We start from the raw sequence: 5,309 nt of genomic DNA, 5'->3' as shown, positions 1-5,309 counted from the left end.
GTAAATTTCCTCATCGACGCTGATTAGGAACTTGCAGCAGTGCTTTCCAGTCTTGCAGGGCTTTCTCATTCCACAGCCAACTTTGACCTAACTTATCCATTTGGAAATTATAAGGGTCATCGGTGACAACTTTTTGACGTAGCTTTACAGCCTCATTAATATATTGCTCTCGCTTTGCCCCAGACTCATTCTGTGAAGTTTTATACAATCCCAGAGCCAATCCCGCAAAGGCTGTTAAATCGTCCCGTTGTTTCACCTTTACTGTTGCATTCGCGCTCATTGGTGTGGCAGATGGCTTTTGCTCCTTTGCCGTTGCTAAACTTAACGCCCTAAACCAAGAATCATTAGCACGGTTTACATTACCTTCGGCATAAAACGCAAAACCGAGAGCATTAGTATAAATAACCGAGTCTGCTTGGGCTTTGACTGCTGTTTCCCAGTAACGTCGAGCATCATCAATACTAAAGTTTTTATCTCCAACTTGTACTGATTGCCATGCTAGTCGTCCTTTATAAAAATTAACCGATGGTTCTTGAATATACTTCTGGGGAATTACATCAAGGGATGTTTTTGCCGCAGCTAATGCATTCCGATTCAGCAAAGCTTCGACAGCCTTTAAACCAGGTTCTAAATCACCTTGGCTGAGTTTTTCGCTTGCGTAGGCTGTAACAAGTTCAGTTTTTTCTGTTTCAAAATTGATTTGATTGTTAAGTTGCGGCGCACTAACTTGGGGGATATTGGAAAGTAAAGTCGGATTTTGCTGATTTTGCCACCAGTTAACACCAACCGCGATCGCGATCGCACTAGCACCAACAAACCCAACTAGGGGTAATAATTTACTCCCACGTCTTCTAACTCCCGGTTCAACAACACTAATGCGATCGCGAGTCGATGCAGCTGGCACAACATCAGAATTATCCCAGTTATTTTCTAAGTTACCTGCTTCTAAATTACCTGCTGCATATTGATTTTGATGAGCTAAGTTTCCTGGAGCGATTAATCCTCCTTGTTGTCGATTTTCACGAATTGCCCTAGCTTCGCGCCACTTTTCCACCTCGCGTTCGAGGGATGATAAATCATCGGACACCTCAATCCCAGGTATACTTTCCCCCTCATCAGTATCATTTACCAATTCGCCAGTCATCGAAGCAGAATCAGGTTCTAAGGGCTTTTCCCGGTCTAATTGACGAAATAAATCGGAAACGATCGCCGAATCCTCTGCATAACTAGGGTCATCGTAATCCTCGATTTCATCGACTAAATCCCCCCAAGTATCCTCTCCCAACCAATCAAGCTCCGAATCATCCCGTCCCAACGAAGCTGACATCATCCCATCCAGAGGCATATCAACATCATCGGCAACACTCGAATATAGGGATGGTGTCGCCCTCATATTTGGCGGTTCATACTCAGACAGTAACTCGCTACCCACAGGAAGGTACAAACCAGGACTGAGATTACCATCAAATTTTGGGTGTTGGTATAAAATCGGCAAAGCCCAATACATCTGATGGGAACCGTAGGCAGAAATCAAACCTTGACGCACCCGACTTACGCACAAATCAACAGAATATCCCTGACTTAAATTGCGATAAAACAACTGCGTCAGCGTCAATGCCACCTCATCGGGGATGCGTTCCGACATCGCTAATACACCACGAATACCCCGTCTGACTAAACTCTCAGTCAGACTGCGTTCACCAATTTCAGCATTACCGTCGGATGTGGCTCCATAAGCACCCAAACAGGAATTAAACACCGCCATCTGGATATTATTGTTAACCAATAAACCAGCCAAATCATCCCCTGTCAAAGTTTCTGTTAAACCAGTACGTCTGCTCACCAGGTAAATTTCGCCACCGCTTGTACCCAAGTTACTGTGACCTGAGTAGTGTAAAACGTGGTAACGCCCTTGTTCCAGAGCTTGGGTTAATTCTTCCCTTCCCGGTTGTTCAATTAAAGTTAATTGTATTTCTGGCAAAAAGCCACCCTCAGTATTACTTGGTTGCTGACGGTGAAGTTCGGCTTGTAGTTTAATTGCCTCTTGCTTGAGTAAATCTAAACGCACTAAATCAGTTGGCGATGAAACAACCATCAAAACCCTAATCCCCCCCTCATCGGGAGGCATGGGCATATTGTTCGATGGCAGACGAGAAGCATCAACAATACCATTTTGAAAGCGGGAAAAAGCAATATAAGGTCCCGTAGCAATCGGGCGATCGCCTGCGTGCATCACTTCCCAAGGCAAACGCGCCAACCGATTATCTTTAATGCCTAAACGTAGACGCAGCACTTGTTGGTGGTTTTGAGCAATACCCTGTGCCGTAATCCAACTATCCCTGAGAGTGCCTTGAAACAGTTCGTTGTATAATTGCTGACCCAGAGCCGCTAAGTTGACCGAGTTCCGCGCCATTGCATCTCCCTGCAACACCGACTTGAGCGGGTCATTCATTAGATGCCCAGCAGCCGCCAACCATTCAGCTACAGGCCAATTTACCAGTTCTTCTGCCAATGGCACCCCAGATGCGACTTCCTCCGTCCGCACCAAGTAGTCATTTTGTCCTACTGGAGTTACGGAAATATGAAATTCCTGGGTCACAACTTCTCCTGTTCGCCTCCTAAAATCTGTTCCGAAACGCGACTCATTCTCAAATCAATGTTCGCTCTCTCTATTACCTTAGATGCATCCCATCACTAAATGTTTCGCATTCAATCGGTTTTATGTGGTTCTTTACACTTTATCCGGATTACATCAATTCCGCATGGAACTACCTAATTGGTAGATGCACCTTAATCTTCTAACTCCCTCAGTAGCGTGAAAAGCTAGCTGGGGGCTTTTTTCTATTTTGGCAAACAACACCCCGACATGAACCAAATAAACCGAGAAGATGGGGTAAAATCTTCACAAAATCCAGATGGTAAGCACATCGAATGATTAAGCCAAAAATTAAGCTTTTGGTCAATCTGATTGATACCCACATAGGGTTTGTAACACAAATTACTGATATTGTGTAAATAATATATCCAAATAATAATATTTTTCCACTGAAAAGTAAGTAGTACAGAAAAAATAATTAATAGCTAATAAGCTGATGGGCATAGGGGTTAATTATGCCCTGTTTCTTTTTTGTCCGGATACCCACAGTTATATTTAGAACAATTAAGTGGTAGATGCACCCTGATAATTCACTCCCCTCTTAGAAATTTTCTAGTTGGGGATTTTTTTATACCTATATCCAAAAATATTATTCAAAGGATTGCTGAATATGATTAGATTTATCCGGAATTGCTTAGTTCTTTTACGAACAATTAAGTGGTAGATGCACCCTGATAATTCACTCCCCTCTTAGAAATTTTCTAGTTGGGGATTTTTTTATACCTATATCCAAAAATTATTATTCAAAGGATTGCTGAATATGATTAGATTTATCCGGAGTTGCTTGGTTCTTTTACGAACAATTAAGTGGTAGATGCACCCTGATAATTCACTCCCCTCTTAGAAATTTTCTAGTTGGGGATTTTTTTTGGTGTTTTTTTCGCTAAATTGCGATATTTTGCACCAACAAACAAATAAAATGCCAATTTCAGAAAATTTGTCCGGGAAATCCCCCCAAGGGTAAGAACAATTAATTGGTAGATGCACCCTAATAATTCACTCCCCTAGATGGCAATTGCTGTATGGGGGATTTTTTTTGGCAATTTGATTGGGGTATCCTAATTCTGAATATTGATTGAATATTGATTGAATTTTCAATCCTGAGCAGATAGGAGTAAAAATAAAATTAATTACTTTATCGGCAAAAATATCCGGAATTAAATGATACAGGTATGAACGATTAATTGGTAGATGCACCCTGATAACTCGCTCCCCTGGTAGACTGCCATCCACTGGGGGATTTTTTATTGTTATATTTATAACCCATATTCACAGTCAAACTAATCCTGATAATGGTTCATTAGACATGAATAGGTAGATAGTAGATGCATAATAACCCACTGCCTCAGTAGATAGTTATCCACTGGGGGATTTTTTGAACTTACGATTTCAACATTTACAGAAAAAATCTGCGGTTTGAGAATTTTTATTTTGCAATTTTTCCGGAAAGTATTCCCAAATTGCAGAATAGGTAAAATGATAGTCCAACCCTAATAACCCGACTCCCAATGTGGCAGGATTATTTGTTTTTGCATAGCACCTGAAAGAGTGATTTTCGACTCAATCGACAGATAAACAGCACCAACAAAAGCTGTAACAAGTTAACTTTCGTCTGAATTGGTAGATAGTTTGTTGATTTGAGAGAGATGCGATCGCGTAATTTGTAATTTATGAATGTTTTGGTAAATGCATTGTGGTAGATGATTTAGAGCGATAAGCCAAGCTTAATGACAGAGCTATATCGCGCACCCGGATAAATCTATAGGTCAATACATAATATCACTTTTACCAAGAATTGACATGATTTCACCTGACTAATTTTGGATAGTTTTACGAATTACTGGCAATGGAAGCAAGTTAAGTTATGGTAAGAGTGAAATTTCTGTATAATGAATTTTTGTCGATCGTAAAAAAGACTGAAGCCCATGCCTCTATCTGTAATTAAGTTTTCCAGCGAAGACTGTGGTATTTGTCACAAAATGGCTTTTTATGACCAAAAAGTGTCATCAGAACTGGGTTTGGAGTTTATCGACGTAAAAATGCAAGACACTGCATCATACCGAAAGTATCGGCAAATACTACTAGCACAATACCCCGACAAATCGGAAATGGGCTGGCCTACTTATATTGTCTGCGAATCACCTGAAGCTGAATTTAAGATTGTGGGTGAAGTTAAAGGGGGACATCCGAAGGGAGAATTTAGAAGTCGTCTACAAGCCGTTTTAGATTCGGCGATATCATCTTAGGGGTGTAGAGAATAAAATATAATTCAGGATGGGGAAACCCCACCCCTACATTTCTGTGGGTGAAAGACTATTCAAGCAATTCAAAAGATTTTACCTCCAGAACGGGACCAATCATCGCCGCAGTCATGACATCTTCACGTACCTGCCCGATGACTTTAGCTTTTTGCCCCGACTGGAGTAATTTTTTATCCGCACTGCGAGGAATTTCATAAGTGCTTCCTTCGTCGGTTATGAATGCCCAAGCACCCATACCAATATCGCGACGTTGAATTGTACCTGTAACTGTGATACTCATAATAGTCTGGGTTGATGTGTAAAGGGCAATACCCTATTCCTAATTCTCAATTTTAGATTAGGGACTTATCAATCTTATCAATCAAATACCTGAAAATACCGTACCTTTATTC

General features: G+C 41.1%; 3 protein-coding genes. 1 reads left to right on the top strand and 2 read right to left on the bottom strand.

Features of this window, described 5'->3' with window-relative positions; translation table 11 throughout:
* Window positions 1-10: 10 nt before the first annotated feature.
* On the bottom strand, window positions 11-2,599 hold the full coding sequence (gene hetF / locus CK510_RS25610; protein ID WP_095724359.1) for a cell division protein HetF: 2,589 nt from the start codon (window positions 2,597-2,599) through the stop codon (window positions 11-13).
* A gap of 1,982 nt (window positions 2,600-4,581) precedes the next feature.
* Here hetF and CK510_RS25605 point away from each other — a divergent pair.
* Complete coding sequence (locus CK510_RS25605) at window positions 4,582-4,902, top strand: thioredoxin family protein (RefSeq protein ID WP_095724358.1); 321 nt, start codon at window positions 4,582-4,584, stop codon at window positions 4,900-4,902.
* A 67-nt stretch (window positions 4,903-4,969) separates the two neighbouring features.
* On the opposite strand, the gene CK510_RS25600 is transcribed toward CK510_RS25605, so the two are convergent.
* Window positions 4,970-5,197 carry a hypothetical protein gene (locus CK510_RS25600; protein WP_095724357.1) on the bottom strand — a complete coding sequence of 76 codons (228 nt, stop codon included), beginning with the start codon at window positions 5,195-5,197 and terminating at the stop codon, window positions 4,970-4,972.
* Window positions 5,198-5,309: the final 112 nt, after the last annotated feature.

Source organism: Brunnivagina elsteri CCALA 953, assembly GCF_002289455.1.
Taxonomy (GTDB): Bacteria; Cyanobacteriota; Cyanobacteriia; order Cyanobacteriales; family Nostocaceae; genus Brunnivagina; species Brunnivagina elsteri.
Note: the sequence above shows the minus strand (reverse complement) of the source record. Positions and strands in the feature narration are given on the sequence as shown.

What these genes read in the sequence shown, in the direction of transcription:
- CK510_RS25600 (WP_095724357.1), bottom strand. Translation starts at nt 5,197, where the DNA reads ATGAGTATCACAGTTACAGGTACAATTCAACGTCGCGATATTGGTATG.
- CK510_RS25605 (WP_095724358.1), top strand. Translation starts at nt 4,582, where the DNA reads ATGCCTCTATCTGTAATTAAGTTTTCCAGCGAAGACTGTGGTATTTGT.